General features: G+C 64.4%; 15 protein-coding genes. 12 read left to right on the top strand and 3 right to left on the bottom strand.

The window, feature by feature from the left end; genetic code table 11:
• The first annotated feature begins 119 nt into the window (after positions 1-119).
• On the top strand, positions 120-2,012 hold the full coding sequence (locus ACO1XS_RS16070) for a potassium transporter Kup (RefSeq protein WP_331569772.1): 1,893 nt from the start codon (positions 120-122) through the stop codon (positions 2,010-2,012).
• Positions 2,013-2,134: 122 nt separating this feature from the next.
• Here the strand turns inward: ACO1XS_RS16070 and ACO1XS_RS16065 are convergent, their stop codons facing one another.
• Entirely contained in the window at positions 2,135-4,477 is a 2,343-nt protein-coding gene (locus tag ACO1XS_RS16065) for a Tex family protein (protein ID WP_331569770.1), read from the bottom strand.
• Positions 4,478-4,641: 164 nt separating this feature from the next.
• Here ACO1XS_RS16065 and ACO1XS_RS16060 point away from each other — a divergent pair, with 164 nt between their 5' ends.
• The 3 genes from ACO1XS_RS16060 to yoaA all read left to right on the top strand — a co-directional run bounded on the left by ACO1XS_RS16060 (position 4,642) and on the right by yoaA (position 8,107).
• Positions 4,642-5,487, top strand: a complete 846-nt coding sequence (locus ACO1XS_RS16060) for a colicin transporter (RefSeq protein WP_486391164.1) — start codon at positions 4,642-4,644, stop codon at positions 5,485-5,487.
• 83 nt (positions 5,488-5,570) lie between these two features.
• Positions 5,571-5,786, top strand: coding sequence for a DUF465 domain-containing protein (locus ACO1XS_RS16055; RefSeq protein ID WP_331569766.1), 216 nt, complete (start codon positions 5,571-5,573; stop codon positions 5,784-5,786).
• 62 nt (positions 5,787-5,848) lie between these two features.
• Positions 5,849-8,107, top strand: coding sequence for a DNA repair helicase YoaA (gene yoaA / locus ACO1XS_RS16050; protein WP_486391163.1), 2,259 nt, complete (start codon positions 5,849-5,851; stop codon positions 8,105-8,107).
• Positions 8,108-8,217: 110 nt separating this feature from the next.
• Here yoaA and ACO1XS_RS16045 read toward each other — a convergent pair whose 3' ends face one another.
• Positions 8,218-9,078: an outer membrane protein assembly factor BamD gene (locus ACO1XS_RS16045; protein ID WP_414720245.1), complete on the bottom strand. Its 861-nt coding sequence runs from the start codon at positions 9,076-9,078 to the stop codon at positions 8,218-8,220.
• A 71-nt stretch (positions 9,079-9,149) separates the two neighbouring features.
• Between ACO1XS_RS16045 and ACO1XS_RS16040 the strand changes: the two genes are divergently transcribed.
• The 6 genes from ACO1XS_RS16040 (at position 9,150) to phaR (ending at position 16,293) form a co-directional block, all read left to right on the top strand.
• Entirely contained in the window at positions 9,150-10,346 is a 1,197-nt protein-coding gene (locus tag ACO1XS_RS16040; protein WP_331569762.1) for an RluA family pseudouridine synthase, read from the top strand.
• A 49-nt stretch (positions 10,347-10,395) separates the two neighbouring features.
• A complete protein-coding gene (pgeF, locus tag ACO1XS_RS16035; RefSeq protein ID WP_331569760.1) occupies positions 10,396-11,220 on the top strand; it encodes a peptidoglycan editing factor PgeF in 825 nt (274 codons plus the stop codon).
• A gap of 339 nt (positions 11,221-11,559) precedes the next feature.
• Positions 11,560-13,446: a class I poly(R)-hydroxyalkanoic acid synthase gene (phaC, locus tag ACO1XS_RS16030; protein WP_486391162.1), complete on the top strand. Its 1,887-nt coding sequence runs from the start codon at positions 11,560-11,562 to the stop codon at positions 13,444-13,446.
• A gap of 98 nt (positions 13,447-13,544) precedes the next feature.
• Positions 13,545-14,726, top strand: coding sequence for an acetyl-CoA C-acetyltransferase (locus ACO1XS_RS16025; RefSeq protein ID WP_331569756.1), 1,182 nt, complete (start codon positions 13,545-13,547; stop codon positions 14,724-14,726).
• A gap of 101 nt (positions 14,727-14,827) precedes the next feature.
• Positions 14,828-15,568 carry a 3-ketoacyl-ACP reductase gene (locus tag ACO1XS_RS16020; protein ID WP_331569754.1) on the top strand — a complete coding sequence of 247 codons (741 nt, stop codon included), beginning with the start codon at positions 14,828-14,830 and terminating at the stop codon, positions 15,566-15,568.
• Between the two features lie 152 nt (positions 15,569-15,720).
• On the top strand, positions 15,721-16,293 hold the full coding sequence (phaR, locus tag ACO1XS_RS16015) for a polyhydroxyalkanoate synthesis repressor PhaR (protein WP_331569752.1): 573 nt from the start codon (positions 15,721-15,723) through the stop codon (positions 16,291-16,293).
• Positions 16,294-16,325: 32 nt separating this feature from the next.
• Here the strand turns inward: phaR and ACO1XS_RS16010 are convergent, their stop codons facing one another.
• A complete protein-coding gene (locus tag ACO1XS_RS16010) occupies positions 16,326-17,219 on the bottom strand; it encodes an alpha/beta fold hydrolase (RefSeq protein WP_331569750.1) in 894 nt (297 codons plus the stop codon).
• Between the two features lie 229 nt (positions 17,220-17,448).
• Between ACO1XS_RS16010 and rimO the strand changes: the two genes are divergently transcribed.
• Both rimO and bktB read left to right on the top strand, forming a co-directional pair.
• Positions 17,449-18,846 carry a 30S ribosomal protein S12 methylthiotransferase RimO gene (gene rimO / locus ACO1XS_RS16005; RefSeq protein WP_331569748.1) on the top strand — a complete coding sequence of 466 codons (1,398 nt, stop codon included), beginning with the start codon at positions 17,449-17,451 and terminating at the stop codon, positions 18,844-18,846.
• 92 nt (positions 18,847-18,938) lie between these two features.
• Positions 18,939-20,123, top strand: coding sequence for a beta-ketothiolase BktB (bktB, locus tag ACO1XS_RS16000; RefSeq protein WP_486391161.1), 1,185 nt, complete (start codon positions 18,939-18,941; stop codon positions 20,121-20,123).
• Positions 20,124-20,152: the final 29 nt, after the last annotated feature.

Here is a 20,152-nt window from a genome sequence, read left to right as displayed (position 1 = left end):
TGCGGACGAGTCGCATGGCGGCGGAGTCGACCGACTCCGCTTTTTTGTATGTGCGCGCCGTGCAAGCACCGCTAGAATAGCGCTCGCTGCCCGCTGATCCGCTCTACATTTCTTCGCCTATGACTGATAACGGCCACGATCATATCCGCCAGCACTCCCTACCTGCGCTTGCTCTGGCCGCCATTGGCGTCGTATTTGGCGACATCGGCACGAGCCCGCTGTATGCGCTCAAAGAAGCATTCAGCGAGTCGCATGGCATTCCATTGACCGATGCGTCGATTCTTGGCGTTATTTCGCTGCTTTTCTGGGCGATAGTCGTTGTCGTCTCGATCAAATACGTCCTGTTCGTCATGCGGGCCGATAACAACGGCGAGGGCGGTGTGCTCGCGCTGATGGCGCTCTCGCTTCGCCCGTTTACGAGCAAGGGACGGACATCGTCCACCTTGTTGATGCTCGGCATCTTCGGCGCTTGCATGTTCTATGGCGATGCGGTCATCACGCCGGCTATTTCGGTCATGTCCGCGGTCGAAGGCCTCGAGGTTGCCACACCGCAGCTTTCGCATCTCGTCATACCGATCACGATCGTGATCCTCATCGCACTCTTCTGGATTCAGCGGCACGGCACCTCGCTGGTCGGCAAGCTCTTCGGGCCGATCATGATCGTTTGGTTCATCACGCTTGCCGTGCTCGGTGTGGCGCATGTGATTCGCGAACCCGGCATCATCGCCGCGCTCAATCCGTACTACGCGATGACATTCATGAGCCGCCATCTTCTGCAGGCCTATGTGGTGCTCGGCTCGGTGTTTCTCGTGCTGACGGGTGCCGAGGCACTGTATGCCGATATGGGCCATTTCGGCGCGAAGCCGATCCGCGTGGGCTGGTATTGCATCGTCATGCCTTCGCTCGTACTGAACTACTTTGGGCAGGGCGCGCTGCTCATGCACGATCATAGTGCGCTCGCGAATCCGTTCTTTCTCATGGCGCCCGACTGGGCCACGCTGCCGCTCGTCGTACTCTCCACCATCGCAACGGTCATTGCTTCGCAGGCCGTCATCTCAGGTGCTTATTCGCTTACGAGCCAGGCTATTCAGCTCGGCTACGTTCCTCGCATGAAGATCCTCCATACTTCGGATCTTGCGATCGGTCAGATTTATGTTCCCGTCGTGAACTGGATGCTGCTCTTCGTGATTCTGATGATCGTCATCGGGTTCAAGAGCTCCGATAATCTCGCGGCGGCATACGGCATCGCCGTCACGACGACGATGGTCATTACGACGGTGCTGGCTTGCGTCGTGATGGTCAAAGTGTGGAACTGGAACAAGCTGCTCGTTGCGCTCATCATCGCAACCTTCATCGTGGTCGACCTCGCGTTTTTCGGTGCGAACCTGCTGAAGGTGGCAGAGGGCGGCTGGCTGCCGCTCGGCATCGGCGCATTGCTCTTCTTCCTGCTGATGACCTGGCACAAGGGGCGGTTGCTCGTCAAGGAGCGTACCGCCGCGGACGGCATCCCGCTCGCGCCGTTCCTGCAGGGCTTGCTTGCGCACCCGCCGCATCGGGTCTCGGGCACGGCGATCTACTTGACGGGCAGCGATACGCTCGTGCCCGTCAGCCTGCTGCACAACCTCAAGCACAACAAGGTGCTGCATGAGCGCACGCTGTTTCTGACATTCGTCACGCGCGACATCCCATACGTCAAGGACGACGAGCGTGTCGCGATCAAAGACGAGGGCGGCGGCTTGTTCTTGGTGAAGGCCGCTTACGGGTTCAACGAAACGCCCGACGTGAAAGCGGTGCTGTCGGAAATCAGCAGGCTGTATGGAATGACGTTCGAACTCATGGATACGTCGTTTTTCCTCGCCCGTGAAACGGTTGTGCCGACACAGTTGCCCGGTATGTCGATTCTGCGCGAGCGCGTGTTCGCCTGGATGCACCAGAACGCGGCGAAGCCCACGGACTTCTTCAGTATTCCGGCCAATCGGGTCGTCGAATTGGGCACGAAGATCGAGATTTGAGCGGCGGCTTGCCCGACGCCGAAGGCGGCGCGGGCTCGTCATGCAAAAATGCCCGTGTCTGGCTTCGACACGGGCATTTTCCGTTAGGCGCCGCGCGGGACGCGGCGCTTTTCCTGAGCGCGTCAGCGCGGCTTCAATTTCGCGAATGCGGCCGCCATCGCGCCGGCCGGTTGCTCGTCGCGCGTACGCTGGCCACGCACGCCCGCGTTGCGTCCGTTGCCGTTCGCCTGGCCTGCGCCGCGCTCGCCGCTCGGGCCGCCGCTGCGCACGGGAGCCGCATTGTCGGCCAGCCGCATCGTCAGCGCGATGCGCTGACGCTTCACATCCACATCGAGGACCTTGACCTTCACGACCTGGCCGGCTTTTACGACTTCGTGCGGATCCTTCACGAATCTGGTCGACAGGGCCGAGACGTGCACGAGGCCGTCCTGATGCACGCCGATGTCGACGAACGCCCCAAACGCCGCGACGTTCGTCACGACGCCTTCGAGGACCATGCCCGGTGCGAGATCGGAGATCTTCTCGACGCCTTCGCGGAAGGTGGCGGTCTTGAACTCGGGACGCGGGTCGCGGCCGGGCTTCTCGAGCTCAGCGAGGATATCGCGTATGGTCGGCAAGCCGAAGCGCTCGTCGACGAACTCGGTCGGGCTTAGACCGGCGAGGGCCTCGCGATTGCCGAGCACCACGTCGATGTCCTTGCGAATCTTCGCCAAAATCCGTTCGACGACGGGGTAGGCCTCGGGGTGCACCGACGATCGATCGAGCGGATTTTCGCCACCGTTGATACGCAGAAAACCGGCTGCCAGCTCGTAGGTCTTGTCGCCAAGACGCGGAACCTTGCGCAGATGCTCTCGCGATGCAAAGGGACCGTTGGCATCGCGGAACTCGACGATGTTGCGAGCGAGCGTGGCATTCAGGCCCGAGACACGAGCGAGCAGGGCGATCGAGGCGGTATTCGCATCGACCCCGACCGCGTTCACGCAGTCTTCGACAACGGCATCGAGCGAGCGGGCGAGTTCGCGCTGATTGACGTCATGCTGGTATTGGCCGACTCCGATCGCTTTCGGCTCGATCTTGACGAGTTCGGCGAGCGGATCCTGCAGACGGCGGGCAATCGAGACGGCACCGCGCAGCGAGACATCGAGATCGGGGAATTCCTTGGCCGCCAGCTCCGAGGCCGAGTAGACCGACGCACCCGCCTCGGATACGACGATTTTCTGAAGCTTCAGCTCGGGATGACGGCTGATGAGCTCGCTCGCCAATTTATCGGTCTCGCGCGACGCCGTGCCATTACCGATGCTGATCAGCTCCGCTTGCGTTTGGGCGGCAAGGCGCGCAAGTTTCGCGAGCGAGCCGTCCCAGTCCCGGCGCGGCTCGTGCGGGTAGATCGTATCCGTTGCGAGTACCTTGCCGGTCCGGTCGACGACCGCGACTTTCACGCCCGTACGCAGACCCGGATCGAGCCCGATCACAGCCTTGGGGCCGGCCGGCGCGGCCAGCAACAGGTCTTTGAGATTGCGGGCGAAAACGCGAATGGCTTCATGCTCCGCGGTTTCGCGCAGCTGGGTCAGCAGTTCGTTCTCGAGATGGGGCTGGACTTTCACGCGCCAGCACCAGCGGCAGACATCGGCGAGCCATTTGTCGGCCGCGCGCCCCTGGTTCGCGATGCCGACGTGACGCGCGATCATGGCTTCGCATGGGTGCGGCACTTCGGCGTCGAGTTCAGCGCCGAGCCCGAGCTTGACCATCAGGATGCCGGCGTTGCGCCCGCGGAAAAGCGCCAGCGCGCGGTGCGACGGCACAGTTTTCAGCGTCTCGGAGTAGTCGTAGTAGTCGCGGAACTTCTCGCCTTCTTCGTTCTCCTTGCCGGCGACGACCGTCGACGAAACGATGCCGCGCTCTTGCAGGTATTCACGCAGCCTGCCGAGCAGCTCGGCGCGCTCTCCGAACTGCTCGGACAGAATGTCGCGCGCGCCGTCGAGTGCGGCCTTGACGTCCGCCACGCCTTTTTCGGCATCGACATACCGGGCGGCTTCCTGTTGCGGATCGAGCCGCGGGTCCTCGAGCAGCGCCTGCGCGAGCGGCTCCAGCCCGGCTTCGCGCGCAATTTGCGCGCGCGTGCGGCGCTTCGGCTTATAGGGCAGATACAGGTCTTCGAGCGCTTGCTTGCTGTCGGCCGCGACGATCGCGGTGTGCAACTCGTCGGTCAGCTTGCCTTGCTCTTCGATGCTCGCGAGGATGGTGGCGCGGCGCTCTTCCATCTCGCGCAGGTAAAGCAGCCGCTCTTCGAGGTGACGAAGCTGCGTATCGTCGAGATTGCCGGTGACTTCCTTGCGGTAGCGCGCGATGAACGGGACGGTTGCGCCTTCGTCGAGCAGTTGTACGGCAGCCGCGACCTGGCGCGGCTGAACAGTCAATTCGGTGGCGATGCGCTGTACGATCTTGAGTGCTACGGTGTCCGTCATAGAGGCGTTGGGCTGCAGGGCCGTGCGCGCCGCGCCGAGCCGCGTGAAACGGGGCCGAAATAGGTCCGAAGCAGCTGCGAGGCGGATGCGAAGCCGGGTTGCTGGAGCGGCGCATTTTGCCATAAATGATCGGCGGCGAATCCCCGAGTGTTAGAATTTCGCTCATGTTCCAGTCCCTGTCCAACACGTTGCAGACCTCCCGTTTTCCCGCCTTCGTGCGCGCTGCCGGATTGGCCGCGGCGATCGTCGTTTGTCCGCTGGCGCTGGCGGCGCAACCGTCGGTGGCCGAAGGGCCTTCCGCGGGTGCTTCGGCGCAACGCGCCGATGGGACGGCAGGCAAGCCCGAGGCGCAAGCCTCGGCGAATGCCGCGGCCACGAGCGATTTCGACGCGCGTCAGAAGGCGCTCGATGAACGCGGGGCTCAGAACGATTACGCGTACGGCGTGGCCGTGCACGATTGCTATTCGAAATTCTTCGTGAACGCGTGCCTCGGGCGCGCGCGCGACAAGATGCGCGCCGTGCAGGCCCGCATCCAGGCCGAGCAGCTCGCGCTCAACGGCGAGCGGCGCGCGGCGCACGCGCAGGAGCGGGATCAGCGCGAGGCCTTGAAGGCGGCGAGCGACGCCGCCGACGCGCCGCAACGGGCCGCGGCGGATGCGCGCAATGCGCAGGCGTTCGAGGAAAGGCAGCGCCAGCATGCGCTCGACGAGGCGCGCCGCGGAGCGCAGGCGCCGGAGCGCACCGCGAATCAGGCTGCCTACGATCGCAAACAGGCCGACTATCAGCGCAAGCTCGACGATGCGCGGCGTCAGGCGGCGCAAGATGCGCGCGAGCGCGCCGAGCGCGCGCAGCGCTTCGAACAGAAGCAGACGGATGCCGCGCAGCACAAGGCGGACGTCGAGGCGCGCCAGAAGCAGGCGGCGCAAAAAGCGCAGGAAAAACAGCAGGAGCAGTTGCAGCAGCAGGAGCAGCAAAAGCAGTTGCAAAAGGAGCAGCAGGAGAGCGACTGACGCGACGCGTTTTTGCTGGACGGCAACCTCAGGTGAAGACCGCCGCGAGGCGGGCGAGCGCCTATCGACCGAGGAGGCGGACCATGCGCGGCCATCACGCGATCACCACGAACGCTTTACGCGACCGCATCGTGCAGTTGGAGTGGGAGCATAGTGAACTCGATCGCATGATCGACAGACTGTCGGACTCATCGGATATTTCGGACCTCGAGCTGCGGCGCCTGAAAAAGCGCAAGCTCAAGGTCAAAGACAACATCATGCTGCTGCAATTGCAGCTTGAACCGGACAAGCACGCATGAGCGACCGTCGGGCGGGCGCCGGCGCTGCGACTTGACGCCGGACGGAGCAGGAATCGCTTGCCTTGAATTCATCGCCGGATCAATCTTCGAACGCCGCGGGGCGCACCGGTGCACCGCAGCGAGACACTTCCATCGCATTGAGCGCGAAGCGCGGGACCGAGCTGGACGCGATTTTCGCGGCCGACGGTGTGCTCGCCCGCGCCATCGACGGCTATAGGCCGCGAGCATCCCAGATCGAAATGGCGCGCGCCGTGGCGGCGACGATGGAAGCGTCGGCTCGCGCGCTGCCCGAGCCGGCGATGTTCGAGTTGCAGCGCCGGCCGGCGAGGCGGCTCTCGGGCGAGGGCTACCAGCAAGGCCAAGACCCAGGCAAAGTCGACGAGACCGGCAGCGTTTCGCACGGAGAAGACAGCGGCGAGAATACGCTGATCGTCGAGGCGGGCACGGGTACCGGGAAGACCTTCGCCTACCTCGTCCCCGCGATGCTCTGGGGCGGCAAGGTCGTCATTTCGACCGGTACGAAGCACTTGCAAGACCAGCTCTTCGCGCGCGACATTCCGACCGTCCGCGACGCGCTCGCGGTACCGGTCAGCGTCGCCATGCTCAAGGGGCGCGCCAACTACCTGTGCCACTACTACCTGCAGCGTACCGCCGATAACGGGCGGCTGCCTTCGCGGCAGGAGACGACCTATTTGCAGGACATCGTCCGCTTCGCGAAGATCACGAAGTCCGGCGACAAGGCGGAGCTCGCGAGCGTGCCGGAGACGGCTCAGGTCTGGTCGATGGTGACTTCCACGCGCGAAAACTGCCTCGGGCAGGAGTGTCCGAATTACAAGGACTGCTTCGTCATGCAGGCGCGCCGCGAGGCGCAGCAGGCCGATATCGTCGTCGTGAACCACCATCTGTTTTTCGCCGACATCATGTTGCGCGATACCGGCATGGCCGAGCTGTTGCCGACAGCCAATACGATCGTCTTCGACGAAGCGCATCAATTGCCGGAGACGGCCACCTTGTTTTTCGGCGAAACGCTTTCCACGGCGCAATTGCTCGAGCTCGCGCGCGACACGGTCGCCGAAGGGCTCGTCCATGCGCGCGATGCCGTGGAATGGGTCAAGCTCGGCGCCGCACTCGAGCGCGCAGCGCGCGACGTCCGGCTAACCTTCAGGGAAGATTCGCTGCGAGTCTCGGCAGCCCAGCTCGGCGAGACCCATCCGCTTTATGCGGCGCTCGATGCACTGGATGCGGCGCTCGAGACGCTGGCTCAGGCGCTGGCTGCACAGGCCGAGCGCGCCGAATCGCTCGGTGCCTGCCTGCGGCGCGCCCGTGAATTGCAGGATCAATTGGCGCGCTGGATCGCGGCGCCGAGGCCTGCAGCCGACGCCGAACGAGCCGCTTCGGCGAGCCCTGAGCCGAGAGCCGCGTCCGAGAATACCGACGATCGTATTCACTGGGTCGAGGTGTTCTCGCACAGCGTTCAATTGCACGAGACCCCGCTTTCGGTTGCGCCCATTTTCGCGAAGCAGCGCGCAGGGGTGCCGAGGGCATGGATCTTTACGTCGGCGACGCTTTCCGTACGCGGCGATTTCACCCACTATGCGGCGCAGATGGGTCTCGATGCCAAGCGCTCGATGACGTTGCCGAGTCCGTTCGACTACGGCACGCAAGGGCTGCTTTATGTGCCGCGCAATTTGCCGCAACCGTCGTCGCCGGCGTTTACCGATGCCGTCTTCGATGCGGCGCTGCCAGCCATCGAAGCGGCCGGCGGCGGCGTCTTCGTGCTTTGCACGACGCTGCGCGCCGTAGATCGCATCGCGGCGAAGCTGCGCGACGTCATCGAGACACGTGGCTGGTCGACGCCGCTATTGACTCAGGGGGATGCGAGCCGTACGGAACTGCTCGACCGTTTCCGTGCGTACGGCAATGCGATTCTCGTGGGAAGTCAAAGCTTCTGGGAGGGCGTCGATGTGCGCGGCGATGCGCTGTCGCTCGTCGTCATCGATAAGTTGCCTTTCGCGCCACCCGACGATCCGGTGTTGTCGGCGCGGCTCGATGTCCTGACGAAGAAAGGTTTGAGCCCGTTCGCGGTCCATCAGGTACCGCAGGCCGTGATTACCCTGAAGCAAGGGGCGGGGCGGCTCATTCGGGCGGAAACCGATCGGGGCGTGTTGATGATCTGCGACACGCGCCTCGTCGAGAAGCCCTATGGCAAACGCATCTGGCAGAGTCTTCCGCCGTTCAAGCGTACGCGTGAAATCGAAGTCGTGCGGGAGTTCTTTGCCGAGCGAACGCAGGATGCCGTACGCGACGCCGAAGCGTCATAGCTCTGCCGGCATTGCCGGATCGCTCGGTTGCATCCATCCGATATACGCAGGGGAGCGCGCCGCGTTGAGTCGGCGGGCGCGGCGGCGCTCGTTTCATCCCCGCGTGAATCTCACCAGATTTGCCACCAGGCCTTCTTCGTACCCGGACGCGGGCGACCCGTGATGTAGGGGCTGTCGGGGAACGTTGCCGCCAGCACCCGGCGCGAATCTTCGGCGAGCTGCGGCTCATTGAGCTTGGTGTACGACAGCATCATCAAATGCAGCGCATCTTCGATCGCCGGCGCGTTCTTGTATTCCTTGATCGCCCGCTGAGCACGGTTGATCGAAGCGACATAGGCGCCGCGCCGGTAGTAGTAGTCGGCCGCATGGACTTCGTACGAGGCGAGCGCATTGACGATATAACGCATGCGCGCCGCCGCATCGGGGGCGTATTTGCTATCCGGATATTTGTCGACGACGATCTTGAACGCGTCATACGACTCGCGCAGCGATTTCGGATCGCGCTCGCTCATGTCCTGCCCGGAGAATCGTCCGAAGAGGCCGAGATCGTCATTGAAGTGGATCATCCCTTTCAGGTAGTACGCGTAGGCGATATCGGGATGATCGGGGTGCAGCTTGATGAAGCGGTCGATGGCCTGATCGGCCGCCGCCGCTTCGTTGTCCTTCCAGTTGCAGTACGCAACGTTGATCTGAGCTTGTTGCGCGAAGTGGCCGAACGGATCGCGGCCTTGCAGCGCTTCGAAGTATTTCGCGCACTTGCCCCAGTCGCCACCCGTGAGGGCGTCTTGCGCCTCCGAGTATAATTTGTTGTTCGACCAGGTCACCGTCTCGTCGGTCTTTTGGGGCAGGCCGTGGCAACCTGTCACGATCAATGCGGCAGCCGCCAGCGAGAGGCTCGCTGCCGCGGGCCGGACGACGCGCCGGGCGGTGCTTTCGAGTGCGTGCCCGGCCGCGCGAATGGCCGATCGCATCATGGTGTTCGAGGCTTGCCGCATTTCTCCATGCTTCCTAGCTATCAGTCTCACTCAGTGACCCAGTTTTAATGACCCGCAAAAGTCCTTCAGGCGCCGAGCCCGGCTCCAAAGATCGAAGCGCCGATTATAGCCGAAGCATTGACCGCGCCGACGCCCTCGGCGGGGCGCTCACCGACGGCGAGCGCACGCAGCCGATGGCGAGCGTCGCCGCGCCGGCCCCGCGCAGCGCCTGCGTGCCGGCCGCGCTGGCCGGCGAACGGCTCGATAAAGTGCTCGCCCGGGTATTCCCCGAGTTTTCCCGCAGCCGGTTGCAAACGTGGGTGGAGGCCGGTCGCGTACGCGTGAACGGAATGCCGTCGAAGGTGCGCCAAGCGGTGCCGCTCGATGCGGTGATCGAGCTCGAGCCCGATCTGCTGCCCGAGCAACTGGCTTTTGCGCCCGAGCCGCTCGAACTCGATATCGTCTACGAGGACGATGCGCTCGTCGTCATCGACAAACCGGCTGGACTCGTCGTTCATCCGGCCGCCGGCAATTGGAGCGGCACGATCCTGAACGGATTGCTGCATCGCTACGGCGAGGCCGCGGCCGGGCTGCCCCGGGCGGGGATCGTGCACCGGCTCGACAAGGACACCTCGGGACTGATGGTCGTCGCGCGCACGCTCGAAGCGCAGACCGACCTCGTTCGCCAACTGCAGGCGCGCACGGTCAAGCGGCGTTACGTCGCGTTGGTCTGGGGCGCAACCCCGGACGAAGGTACGATCGACGCGCCGATCGGACGCGATCCGCGCGAGCGCACGCGAATGGCCGTGGTTGCGGGTGCGGCGGGCAAGCCCGCGCGCACGCATTTTCGCCGCATCGATGAAACGCTCTGGAACCGGCAGCCCATCTCCGCGGTGCATTGCGATCTCGAGACGGGGCGCACACATCAGATTCGCGTGCATTGCGCGCATATCGGGCATCCGCTGCTGGGCGATCCGATTTACGGCAACGCGCGCGGCAGGCGTTCGACCATTCCGTTGCCGGGTGGTTTTGCGCGCCAGGCGCTGCATGCGTGGCGTCTCGGGCTCATTCATCCGGCAACAGGGCGCGCAATGCAGTGGCGCGCCGAAGTGCCGGCCGATATGGCGGAGCTCGCACGGGAACTGGGATTCGGCGCCGAGGCCGAGGTGCCGCTCGATGCAACGGACGCCGGATTCGACGAGGCCTGGCAAGCGGGCGAGTCCGGCGCGTTCGAGTTCGATGACGCCGACGATGACCTCGAGTGAGGTCCCGCCATGCGCAATCGCTAACGAAAACGACAAGGGAAGGCTCACAATGAATCGCGCGGAATTGACGCAGGCCGATTGCGTGGTGCCCTCGTGGCAAGTATCTCCGCGTGTGCGGGCACTCGTGACGACGCGCGCGGGCGGCGTCAGTCTGCCGCCCTATGGACGCTTCGCCGAAGGCGTCGAGCAGCCTGGCGGCCTCAACCTTGGGTTGCATACCGGCGACGATCCGGCGCGGGTCGCGGAAAATCGCGCGCGGCTGGCGGCGCTGACCGGCGCGCGCGTGGCCTGGCTCGATCAGGTCCACGGCGATGCGGTGGCGAGCGCGCAGGACGCGGTGGCAGCGGCGCAGCCCTTGCGCGCCGATGCGTGCGTCACGGCTGCGACGGGGCTGGCGTGTACGGTGATGGTGGCCGATTGTCTGCCGGTGCTGCTTTGCGATCCGGCAGGCCGCGCGGTCGGTGCGGCACACGCGGGGTGGCGGGGTCTGGCGGCCGGTGTAGTCGAAAAGGCGGCTGAGCGCGTGGCCCAGCTGGCCGGGGTTCCCACGGCTTCGCTGCAGGCCTGGCTCGGTCCGGCCATCGGCCCGCGGGCTTTCGAGGTTGGCGCCGAGGTGCGCGACGCGTTCATGCAGGGTGCCGGCGATGCCCGAGACGCGGAGGCCACGGTGCGAGCGTTCGTACCCCGCGAGAACGCGCCGGGCAAGTATTGGGCGGATCTTTATGCGTTGGCGCGCTTACGGCTGGCCCGGCTCGGTCTGGCGCAAGTGGGCGGCGGCGGGGCGTGCACGGTCAACGAGCGCGAGCGGTTCTACTCGTTTCGCCGCGACGGCAGGACGGGGCGCATGGCCGCGTTGATCTGGCTTGCCGATTGAGCGGAACGGCTGCAGCAATGCGCTGCACAAAGATGTAGTGCACAAACGCCGCTGGCGGTCCGTGCGCTGGCGGACGCCCGGCGACGGCCGGGAGCGGCCGACGCATGCAACGCCAAGCCGGGCCGGAGGCTCGGCCCGATCAATCGATATCGGGAAAACGATAATAAAAAACTTATCGCGGTGCGGCAAAATCGGCCCAAGCATTGACATATTTTGCGCCTGGGAGACAGAATGGCCGCTCGCAAGGGTGAGCGCATGAAGGTCATGAGGGTTCGCCCCGACCGCGCTTCACACCCGCCTTTCAACCAGTCTTCCGAGACTCACCGGTCATAAGCGGGTATGTCTGCATCAAAACGTCCATCAGCTTCCTCTCATCCCGATCCCTCCTCGACGAGCGAGCAGCAGGCCGGAACCGGCCCCGCCGAGGCCCAGCGAATGTTCGATGCATGGATGAACGCGTGGCGCGCGTTCGCCGAGAAGATGCCGCGGCCGGGCGCGGGCCCAGCGGGCGCGGCCATGAACGGCACCGCGATGCCGTTCCCGTTCATGATGCCGCCGATGCCTGGGGCGGCGCCCGGAATGGGCAGTGCGGCCGCGCCGGCATTCGATACGCTGAAGGTGCCTGTCGCTTCGGTGCCGCCGGAGCGATTGCAGCAACTGCAGGCCGACTATTCGCGCGAGTGCCTCGAACTCATGAAGCAATTCGGCGCGCCCGGTCTGGCCGCGCCCGAATTGCCCGATCGGCGTTTTTCGTCCGACGCATGGAAATCGTCGCCGGCGTTCGCGTACATGGCTGCCTGGTATTTGCTCAACGCACGCTATCTGCAGGAGCTTGCCGAGGCGCTCGATACCGATCCGAAGACCCGCGAGCGCATTCGCTTCGCAGTCCAGCAGTGGACCGCGGCCACCTCGCCGAGCAACTTTCTCGCGCTCAATCCCGAAGCACAAAAGACGCTGCTCGAGAGCCACGGCGAGAGCCTTCGCCAGGGCGTGATGAACCTGTTGTCCGATCTGCGGCGCGGGAAGATCTCGCAAAGCGACGAATCGCGCTTCGTGGTCGGCAAGAATCTCGCCTCGACGGAAGGTGCCGTCATCTTCGAAAACGAGCTGATGCAGCTCATCCAGTACAAGCCGCGTACCGAAAGCGTTTTCGAGCGGCCGCTCTTGATGGTGCCGCCGTGCATCAACAAGTACTACATCCTCGATCTGCAGCCCGAGAGCTCGCTCGTGGCCCATGCGCTCGAGTGCGGACACCAGGTCTATATGATCTCGTGGCGCAATCCGGATACGACGCTCGCGGCGAAGACCTGGGACGACTACATGACGGACGGCGTGCTCGCCGCGATCGAGGTGGTGAAGGCCGTCAGCGGGCGCGAGCAGATCAATACGTTCGGTTTTTGCATCGGCGGGACGATGATTGCGTCCGCGCTCGCCGTGCTGGCGGCACGCGGCGAGCACCCCGCGGCGTCGATGACGCTGCTCACGGCGATGCTCGATTTCTGCGACACGGGCGTGCTCGACGTCTTCGTCGACGAAGCGCATGTGCGCATGCGCGAGCAGACGATCGGCGGGGCGAACGGCACGCCGCCGGGCCTGATGCGCGGCATCGAGTTTGCCAACGCATTCTCGTTTCTGCGGCCGAACGACCTGGTCTGGAACTATGTCGTCGATAACTATCTGAAGGGCCGCACGCCGACCTCGTTCGATCTGCTTTATTGGAACAGCGACTCGACGAATTTGCCGGGGCCGATGTATGTCTGGTACCTGCGCAACACGTATCTGGAAAACAAGATGCGCGAGCCCGGGGCGCTGACCGTATGCGGCGAGGCGCTCGATCTGTCGCGCATCGACGTACCCACGTTCATCTATGGTTCGCGAGACGACCATATCGTGCCGTGGCGGACCGCTTATGCGTCCGCGCCGCTGCTCACGGGTCCGAAGCGGTTCGTGCTCGGTGCGTCGGGCCACATCGCCGGTGTCATCAATCCGCCCGCGAAGGGCAAGCGCAGCTACTGGGCGCACGAGACGAAGGAGCGCGAGCTCGATGCCGATCCCGATGCATGGCTCGGTGCCGCCGTCGAAAAGCCCGGTAGTTGGTGGCCGGAATGGATCTCCTGGCTCGATCAATACGGCGGCAAGAAAGTGAAGCCCCGTGCGCAGCTCGGCTCGGCCGGTTATCCGGTCATCGAGCCGGCGCCGGGGCGCTATGTGCAACAGCGCGACTGACGCGCACTCGACGACGGGTATCGCGTCATGTTCGGCGCGATCGTTTTCAACTGGACGAGGTGCGGTTCTTTGAGCCGCCTCGCTCGAAGGAGCTTCAAATGACAGACGTAGTGATCGTATCGGCTGCCCGCACGGCGGTCGGCAAATTCGGCGGCTCGTTGGCGCGCATCGCGGCGCCGGAGCTCGGCGCAACGGTGATCCGCGCGGTGCTGGAGCGCGCGGGGGTGAAGCCGGAGCAGATCAGCGAAGTGATCATGGGGCAGGTACTGGCGGCTGGCTCGGGTCAAAACCCGGCGCGCCAGTCGCTCATCAAGGCGGGACTACCCTCCGCGGTGCCCGGCATGACGATCAACAAGGTCTGCGGCTCGGGACTCAAGGCGGTGATGCTCGCCGCCAACGCGGTCATCGCGGGCGACGCGGACATCGTTGTGGCCGGCGGCCAGGAAAACATGAGTGCCGCGCCGCATGTGCTGCCGGGCTCGCGCGACGGTTTTCGCATGGGCGATGCGAAGCTCGTGGATTCCATGATCGTCGACGGCCTCTGGGACGTGTATAACCAGTACCACATGGGTGTCACCGCGGAGAATGTCGCCAAGGAACACGGGATCACGCGTGAGGAGCAGGACAAGTTCGCGGCGCTCTCGCAAAACAAGGCCGAGGCGGCCCAGAAGGCGGGTCGGTTCGACGACGAGATCGTGCCGGTCGACATCCCTCAGCGTAAGGGCGAGCCCGTGCGCTTCGCGACCGACGAGTTCGTGCGTCACGGCGTCACGGCGGAGTCGCTCGCGGGCCTGAAGCCGGCGTTTTCGAAGGAAGGCACGGTGACGGCCGCGAATGCATCGGGCCTGAACGACGGCGCGGCCGCGGTGCTCGTCATGTCGGCCAAAAAAGCCGAGGCGCTCGGGCTCACGCCGCTTGCGCGCATCAAGGCCTATGCCAACGCGGGCGTGGATCCGAAGGTAATGGGCATGGGTCCGGTGCCGGCATCGCGTCGGTGCCTCGAGCGCGCCGGCTGGTCGGTCGGCGATCTCGACCTCATGGAGATCAACGAGGCATTCGCGGCTCAGGCGCTTGCGGTTCACAAGCAAATGGGCTGGGATACGTCGAAGATCAATGTGAACGGCGGTGCGATCGCGATCGGTCACCCGATCGGAGCGTCCGGCTGCCGTATTCTCGTCACGCTGCTGCACGAGATGAAAAAGCGTGACGCGAAGCGGGGCCTCGCGTCGCTGTGTATCGGCGGTGGAATGGGCGTCGCGCTGGCCGTCGAGCGAGTCTGACGCCGGGCGGCATGAGGGCCGCCGGCGCGCCGCGCCTGGGCGGGCGGCGAAGACGAGGGGCTCGCATGGGCCCCGCAGAAAACGAAAATGGAGCGTGATTCATGAGTCAGCGAATTGCATACGTAACCGGCGGAATGGGTGGCATCGGCACCGGTATTTGTCAGCGCCTTCACAAACAGGGCTTCAAGGTGGTCGCCGGCTGCGGGCCGAACTCGCCGCGCCGCGTGACATGGCTCGAGCAGCAAAAGGCGCTCGGCTTCGAGTTCGTCGCCTCGGAGGGCAATGTCGGCGATTGGGAATCGACCAAGGATGCGTTCGACAAGGTCAAGGCCGAAGTCGGCGAAGTCGACATCCTCGTCAACAATGCGGGCATTACGCGCGATGTCGTGTTTCGCAAGATGACGCATGAAGACTGGACCGCGGTCATCGACACGAACCTCACGAGCCTTTTCAACGTGACGAAGCAGGTCATCGACGGAATGGTCGAGCGCGGATTCGGGCGTGTCATCAACATTTCGTCGGTCAACGGCCAGAAAGGGCAGTTCGGCCAGACCAACTATTCGACGGCGAAGGCCGGCATCCACGGCTTTACGATGGCGCTCGCGCAGGAAGTGGCGACCAAGGGCGTGACTGTCAATACGGTTTCGCCGGGCTATATCGGAACGGATATGGTCAAGTCGATTCGCTCGGACGTGCTCGAGAAGATCATTGCGACGATTCCCGTGCGCCGGCTCGGCACGCCGGACGAGATCGCGTCGATCGTCGCGTGGCTCGCATCGGACGAGTCCGGCTTTGCCACGGGTGCCGACTTCTCGTTGAATGGCGGTTTGCACATGGGCTGACGCGGGGGCGGCTGGCAGGCTTTCATGCCCCGGCCGCTTTTCGCATCAGAGCGTTTCGGTTTCGGGGGTCCGGCCTGCCCGCGTTGCGCGGGCAGGCGCGCGGGCGCCATTACAGCGCTGCGTTTGCGTTTGCGTTCATAAAGAAGGCGTACATGTCGACTACAAAGAAAACAGCCGAGCGATTCATCAAAAAATATCCGAACCGCCGGCTCTATGACACGGAGACGAGCACCTACATCACGTTGAGTGACGTGAAGCAACTCGTGCTCGAGCAGGAGGAGTTCAAGGTCATCGACGCCAAGACCAACGAAGATCTGACGCGCAGCATTTTGCTGCAGATCATCCTCGAGGAGGAAAGCGGCGGCGTACCGATGTTCTCGTCATCGATGCTCTCGCAGATCATCCGTTTTTACGGGCACGCGATGCAGGGCATGATGGGGACCTACCTGGAAAAGAACATCCAGGCCTTCATCGATATTCAGAACAAGCTCACCGAGCAATCGAAAAACCTTTACGAAGGCAACGCGCTCAACCCCGAAGTCTGGTCCCAGTTCATGAACATGCAGGCGCCGATGATGCAGGGCATGATGACGAGCTATATCGAACAGTCGAAGAACATGTTCGTCCAGCTGCAAGAGCAGATGCAGAACCAGGCGAAGACCATGTTCAGCACCTTTCCGTTCAACAAGCCGGGCAGCGCCGGGCCCGAGCCCGAGAAAAAGTAACCCGCGCTCGACGCCCGAACGTCCGGCCAGCCTCAGCCCAGATGTCCCAGGAGTGCATCGGCGACGGCTTCGGGCGCTTCGCGCGGCGGAAAATGCCCGACTCCGTCGAGCACGAGGCGTCGGTAGCCCCCTGTGAAATGGCGCTCCTGGCCGGCGGAAAGCTCCGGTTCGTCGCACCCGTCCGCGCCGCCCTGGATCATCAGCGTAGGTGTCGACAGCGTTTCGATTGCATGCAGCCGCAACCGTAGCGGCTCGTAATCGGGGTCGGTCAGGTCGCCCGTGCACCAGCGCGTGCGGTAGCCGTTGAGCGTGATTTCCGCCCAGTCGGGATTGTCGAAGGCGCGTGCGGTCGCCTCGAATTCCGCGTCGTCGAACCAGCCCGGCGGGGACCACGTTTCCCACTGGATCCGGGCGAAGCCTTTCGGGTCCCGTCGCACCGCGGCCGGGCCATCGTCGAGCGTCATGAACCATTGATACCAGAAGCGGCGCGCCTGAGCGAACGTGTCCGGCAGCTCGAAAGCGCCTTTCGGCTGAAAGGCCAGGGCGATTGCCGCGATACGCTTCACGCGTTCCGGAAGGAGCGCCGCGAGCGTGTAGGCCACGCGAGCGCCCCAATCGTGGCCGATCACATCGAAACGCGCGATACCGAGCGCGTCGGCCAGATCGATGGCGTCCTGTGCCAATGCGACGCCAGTGCCGTCGCGCATCGTGTCGTTGCGCAGGAAACGCGTCGCGCCGAACCCGCGTAATTCGGGCACGATGGTGCGCCATCCCGCGGCGTTGAGCCGCGGGGCGATGCCGAGCCAGGCGCGCGCGGAATCGGGCCAGCCGTGCAGCAGCAGAACCGGCGGACCGTCGGTCGGGCCCGTGTCCGTGTAGGCGATATCGAGTTTGGCGGTTCGAACGTGACGTGGATGATCGAGCATCGCTTTTCTCCGCGGAAAATCGTGCAGGATGGGGCGGGCCGGGGCCGCGCGGTTCAGAAAGGTTACCGCAGAGCGCGCATGAGTGCCTTGCGTCGGGCCGAGCCGGCGCCGGTGCGACGCGGTACAATACGCGGTTTTCCGTCATATCGGACAACGGGCCGGAACGCGCGTCGTTCGCAGCCTTTCCCCGCTACGCGCCATTCGTTCCTGTTATCGCTGGATCCATCACATGCCCCAGAGTTCTTCTCCCGTCGCGGCTATGCCTACGCCTGCGGCCCCCAAGGTCGGTTTCGTCTCGCTCGGCTGCCCGAAGGCCCTCGTCGACTCCGAGCAGATCATTACGCAGCTGCGGGCGGAGGGCTACGAGATTTCCGGCACCTACGACGGAGCCGATCTCGTAGTAGTCAACACCTGCGGTTTCATCGACGAGGCGGTGCAGGAAAGCCTCGACGCCATCGGCGAAGCGCTGACGGAAAACGGTAAGGTCATCGTGACCGGTTGCCTCGGCGCGAAAAAGAGCGCGAGCGGCTCGGGCCTCATCGAAGAGGTTCATCCGAAAGTCCTGGCCGTGACGGGACCGCACGCGCTGGGCGAGGTCATGCAGGCGGTGCACAGCCATTTGCCGAAACCGCACGATCCGTTCGTCGACCTCGTTCCGCCGGCCGGTATCAAGCTGACACCGCGGCACTATGCCTATCTGAAGATTTCCGAAGGCTGCAATCATCGCTGCAGCTTTTGCATCATCCCGTCGATGCGCGGGGATCTGGTATCGCGTCCGGTCGCCGAAGTCATGCTCGAGGCCGAAAATCTCTTCAAGTCGGGAGTGAAGGAGCTGCTCGTCATCTCGCAGGACACGAGCGCCTACGGGGTCGACGTCAAATTCCGCACGGGCTTCTGGAACGGCCGCCCCCTCAAGACGCGCATGACCGAGCTCGTCGGCGCCCTCGGCGAACTGGCCGCACAGTACGGCGCCTGGGTGCGTCTGCACTACGTCTACCCGTACCCGCATGTCGACGAGATCATTCCGATGATGGCCGAGGGGCCCTACCAGGGCCATTTGCTGCCCTACCTCGATGTGCCGTTCCAGCATGCCGATCCGCAGGTGCTCAAGCGCATGAAGCGCCCCGCCAACGCCGAGCGCACATTGGAGCGTGTGGCGGCCTGGCGGCGGATGTGCCCCGATCTCACGATCCGCAGCACGTTCATCGCAGGATTCCCCGGCGAGACGGAAGCGCAATTCGAGACGCTCCTCGAATTCATTCGGGCCGCGGAGCTCGATCGCGTCGGCTGCTTCGCGTACTCTCCTGTCGAGGGTGCAAGTGCGAACGAGCTCGATGGCGCGCTGCCCGACGAAGTCCGCGAGGCGCGCCGCGCGCGTTTCATGGAAGTGGCCGAGGAAGTGTCGGCCAAGCGTATGACGCGCAAGGTCGGCAAGACGGTCAAGGTGCTCATAGACGAAGTTCATGCCGAAGGCGGGATCGGCCGTACGGCTGCCGACGCGCCGGAGATCGACGGCGTCGTCTACGTCGCGCCGGCTACGAAGGCGTCGAAGCGCTACAAGGTCGGCGAGTTCGTGTCGGTCCGGATCACGGGCGCCGACAGCCACGATCTATGGGGAGAGGTCTGAGCGGCGGCTCCCCGCCGATCCCCGACATTCGCCGCACTTCGCTGCCTTGATGTATCGGCATCGTACCGACAACCTCGACTACGGAGACAGCAATGCAACGTGAAGTGGTGATAGTGAGCGGTGTACGCACGGCGATCGGCGATTTCGGCGGCAGCCTCAAGGACTTTGCGCCGACCGAGCTCGGCGCGCGCGTCGTCAAGGAAGCGCTTCGCCGTGCGGGAGTATCGGGCGAGGACGTTGGACACGTCGTTTTCGGCAACGTGATTCAAACCGAGCCGAAGGACATGTATCTCGCGCGCGTGGCGGCGCTCAACGCCGGTGTGGCGCAGCATGCACCGGCCATGACGGTCAACCGGCTATGCGGTTCGGGCCTGCAGGCGATCGTATCCGCCGCGCAAAGCATCTTGCTCGGCGACGCCGAGATTGCCGTTGCAGGCGGCGCCGAAAGCATGAGCCGGGCGCCCTATATCGCGCCGGCTGCCCGCTTCGGACAGCGCATGGGCGACGCGCGCTTCGTCGACATGATGCTCGGCGCGCTGCACGATCCGTTCGAGTCGTTTCATATGGGTGTGACCGCCGAAAACGTGGCCCGCCGGTACGGAATCACGCGTGAAATGCAGGACGCGCTCGCGGTCGAATCGCACCGGCGCGCTTCGCGCGCCATCCGCGAAGGCTACTTCCGCGATCAAATCCTGCCCATCGCATCGCAGGGCAAGAAAGGCGAAACGATCTTCGATACGGACGAGCACGTCCGTCATGACACGTCGGCCGCCGATCTCGCGCGCCTGAGGCCCGTCTATCAGAAAGATGGCGGAACGGTGACGGCCGGCAACGCATCGGGTATCAATGATGGCGCCGGCGCGCTCGTGCTGATGGAGCATGGCACGGCCAAGGCGCGCGGGATCGCGCCGCTCGCGCGGCTCGTCGGGTACGGGCACGCGGGTGTCGACCCCGCCTACATGGGCATCGGACCTGTGCCGGCCACACGCCAGGCGCTCGAGCGCGCCGGGCTGCAAGTGAGCGATCTCGATGTGATCGAAGCAAACGAGGCGTTCGCGGCACAGGCCTGCGCGGTATCGGCCGAGCTCGACTTCGATCCGACCAAGGTCAACCCGAACGGCTCGGGCATTTCGCTCGGGCATCCGATCGGCGCAACCGGTGCCATCATCGCGGTCAAGACGATCTACGAACTGGCTCGCAGCGGCGGGCGCTACGGCCTCGCGACGATGTGCATCGGCGGCGGCCAGGGTATCGCCGCGATCTTCGAGCGGATTTGAAGGGCGAGGGGCCGCTTCTTTACTCTTCC

Source organism: Trinickia sp. (genome assembly GCF_057351765.1).
The sequence above is the reverse complement of the archived record's forward strand: the minus strand, read 5'-3'. Positions and strand labels throughout refer to the sequence as shown.